Source organism: Streptomyces sp. NPDC046379 (assembly GCF_055587785.1).
Genome location: NZ_JBVJFP010000057.1, coordinates 1 through 3,834 on the forward strand (window position 1 = coordinate 1; position 3,834 = coordinate 3,834).

At 66.6% G+C, this 3,834-nt stretch carries 1 protein-coding gene and 1 pseudogene; both read left to right on the top strand.

The genetic code is table 11. From position 1 onward, the window contains the following. Positions 1 to 162 precede the first annotated feature (162 nt). Positions 163 to 882 (top strand): annotated as a pseudogene (locus ACZ6KF_RS33940) (diguanylate cyclase domain-containing protein); the annotation flags it as partial. A 2,172-nt stretch (positions 883 to 3,054) separates the two neighbouring features. Beyond that, positions 3,055 to 3,489: a hypothetical protein gene (locus tag ACZ6KF_RS33945; protein ID WP_469161019.1), complete on the top strand. Its 435-nt coding sequence runs from the start codon at positions 3,055 to 3,057 to the stop codon at positions 3,487 to 3,489. Positions 3,490 to 3,834: the final 345 nt, after the last annotated feature.

Here is a 3,834-nt window from a genome sequence, read left to right on the forward strand (position 1 = left end):
GGGAAAGACGCGACGACATCCACGAAGCCCTCCTCGGCCTCGCCACCTGCCTCATCACCCACCGACACGTCCAACGCCTTTGTTAGGACCTCTTACTGACGACCGCCGCCGTGCCGTTGACCGGCTGGCTGGTCCACGCGGTCACCCGCCCGGCTCACCGCGTGGGCGGGCCCGCGCGCGGCCGTGGGCAGGCTCGGAGGCGATGAGTTCGCCGTCGTCCTGGAGCCGCCCGCCGCCCGCCGCGAACAGCGCCTCGCGCAGCTGGTCTGGATGCTGCACACGCCGGTCGCCTTGGACGACGGCCGCACCGTCGACGTCGCCGTTTCGGTCGGTGCCGCGGCCCCGGACACGATCGGCTCCACCGACCTGAGCGTTCTGCAGCGGGCCGCCGACGCCGCGCTCTGCGGCGGCAAGCACTCCGGCCGCGCGTACACGGCCACCGCCGGCCGCGCCGCAGCCTTGTCCGTCAAAGGACGGCGCGCCGGACGGCCGGGCGCCCATCGTTACGGGAGCCGTCGTATGACGCCGCCGCTCTGCGCCCCGGACTCCGTCCGCGGCATCACCGTGCGTCAGCCCTGGGCGGCCTGCATCCTCTACGGCGGCAAGCGGATCGAGAACCGGCCCCGCGCCTGGGCGCCGGGCTGGTACCTCCTGCACGCCGGCGCCGAGGTGGACCGGGCGGCGCTGCGCAGCCCGCTGGTGGCCCGCGCGGTCCTCGGCCTGGTTCGCGTCACCGGCACCCACATTCATGCCGACACCGACGTCGAGCCGTGCAGCCCCTGGGCTCAGCCCCAGAGGTTCCACATGGACCTCGACCCGGTCCACCCGCTGGCCGAGTCGGTCCCGTGCGCCCGGGTGGCGGGCCGGGTGATTACGCCGTAATCACCTGCCTCGTAGTACGAGTCAGTCGCTCCCTGTTCGCCTCGCCGGGCTCTGGAGATGAGGTACCCGCAGGGATGGGCAAGTCTCACTCTGCGGTAGAGGTCCGTAGGCGCGCATGCTGAGTGAGGTGTACGGGCTGGCTGGTTGCGGAAGGGCTGCAGAACTGAGATGGCTGGTGCCACGCTCCTCCGCAGCTCTGTATAGAGCCATGCTGCTGTGCGGCCGGGCCGTGGCTGGCGTGGAGGCGTAGTCATCGGCCCTGTACAAACTAGTGCGTCGGTGTCGCTAATTTCGTGGCCTCTGTATCGAGTACTACTCCCCCGGCAGGTTGCCGACCCGCTCAATTTGCATGTACATGACATAAGCATCGGTTTCGTTGTGCCCTCTTGGCCTGGTTGTACTTGTGACGGTCATCCGTGACCTGAGTGATGCGCACGCCATTGGTGTCTGAGTCCTTCGGGCCGCACAGTGAAAGCCCAATTGATCGGTCCGCTGGCTCCTGACCGTGATTGCGAGATCAGGCGATCATGCGGGACTGTCTCGGCGACTTGGGTACCGACCGGGCACCTGACGGTGCTCGGCCGCGCGGATGATCTGCTGCCATGACATTGTTGTCCCGCCCGAGCTACGGTTCATACGGGCTGGGCCCCATCCGTGATCGACTCGTTGTTGTGCGGCTCTCCGTTCAGGCACTGGGGGTGGCGGCACCACGATGTGCTTCCTGGCCGACCGCGCCGATCGACCTCGGCCTGGGTGTCCTGGCCGACCGCAGCCGTGAGACAGCGCTTCATCGTCACTCAGCCCTCGTGGTGATTACGTCGTAATCACTGTCGGCTGCAGATCGTGGCGGGCCAGGTGATTACGCCGTAATCACCTGGCCCGAGGATCGGATCAGTCGCTCCCTGTCCGTTGCGTCGACGGCTCTCGTTGATCCGGTGGATCACGTCTCGGAGAGTATCTCTGTCGGCCGGACCGGTTGCGATCGCCGGGGGCCAAAGGGCACGTCAGCCGAGGCCAGCATCATTGCCCGCAGGGGCCGTTCTGCGCCCGTGCTTGCTCGGCGCACGGTCTGTTGTTTTTGCCCTTCTGGGTCGGTCAGCCTGCTCATGTGCACAGGCTCAGCCATCACACCCTCGGAGGTCAGACGGAAGTCACCGCACATCCAGCCGCCGCCACCAACTACTCACGAGCATTCCGTGGTCAGAGCGCTCGCCTGGCTCACCCGCATGCAGAGCACGGTCCGTTCTACCGCTACCCCCCCACCCGGGTCGGCAGTGGACCGAGGACGGAGGACGGAGGACGGCACAAGTCCAGCGCGAGAGCCACCGTCCCGCAGGCGGACGCGCACCGTCCGGGCGAGGTCGGCACCTGTCGCAGGAAGCAGGACAGCACGACCTGCCGCTATGTCATCTGGCGGAATCGTCATGCCGACGATCAACAGCCTCGGGTAGCTTCCAACAGGGCGCGCGTTGCCTGCTATGACACTGGGCCACCCCTCAGGACCGAATCAGCCTCGTGGTGATTACGGCGTAATCACCACGAGGCACAGGTGCGTGCAGGCCGGGCGGTACACGTAACTGAACGATCTCGAAGCTCGGGTCTGCCGCGCCCCTCATGCGAGCACGCCGCCCCGCTACGAGGCGTCGCGCCATGGCAGGGGGAGGCGCGCTCCTCGATCACACGCTCCGAGACCAACCGCGCAGCGGTGAGGTCATCCCGCGTTCAGCCATAACGCGCGCGAGTCGGCGCTCACCTCCGCAGAACACGCTGATGCCTCTTGCATGCACTCGCAGACGGGCCATTCTGGCGTAGAGCTCACTCGCCGTGCCGCCCGCCATACAGGCGTGAGATACAAGGGGCAACGACTTGGCAGGACGACAAGAGCGTTGCCGTGACTTCAACCCGGCCGGAGGGTCCTGGAAGCCAACCTCAGCAGATACGGTGTCGAGTGTGTCCAAATGGTTGTACGTGCGGCGCGCCTTGAGCGAGGTCCCCCGCAGACGTCGATGCCAAGCGTGTGGCACGCGCATGATGACGAAGACGTATGGGCCGGACAGCACGCGCAGGCCCTCATCTACTTATTGCTATCTGGACGGGAGCCCCGGCGAGGTGTCGCATCGCCGACTGCGCCGGGTCGCCTACTTGTGCGAGGTCTGCGAGGAGCGGAACAGGGTGGCCCGCGCGGACGTCTTCCGCAGACTGGACCAGAGGCTGGCCGCTACTGTCCGCGAGTACACCCTGTGGCTGGATCAGGCGCCCTCGTTGCCGCGACCGCTCCAGGACCTTCCGCCGCACCTGGTGCGCTTCTACGAGGCCTACGAGATCGCCGCTGCGGCCGAAGCTATCGCGCGCGATCTGCGGCACCGTGAGAGGGACTTGCTGGGGATGGTGGAGGAGCGCCCTCGGCCCGGAACTCTGAAGTTGAACGATGATCATCCGCTGGCTCCGTTCTCTCCGAACCGCGCACCGGGATCTTACGAGGATGTGTGCGCTAAGTACGTCATTGATGACGGGCAGCCGATGGTGTTCACGGGGTCGGTTTTCCGCGTGGGTGTCGGGCGGATCGCAGTGCACTGGCACACCGAACGGACTGTGTCCTTCGGCTGACCTTCCGTAGGTGGCCGACGCGGCTGCCGTTCCTGCCCCTGCCGCCGGGCCCGAAGTCTGTTCCGGCTGCAAGTGCCGTATGAGGGACGCGGGTTCTCGGCGGCTGCCGACGTGGAGGTCGTCTCGGTGAGCTCAAGGCCGGCAGCCGCCGCGAACGGGTCATCAGGTAGCCACGCACATCGCTGGTCTGCTGGAGTCCCTCGGGTGATTACGGCGTAATCACCCGAGGGACTCGGAGGTGGGTCACTAGTTACTGATCATTTCAGAATGAGTTTTGGTTCAGGGCTTGGCAGTTGGGCTGGCGGGCGGCAGAGTTCTGCGGGTGTCGGATGATCTTGTGCCTGA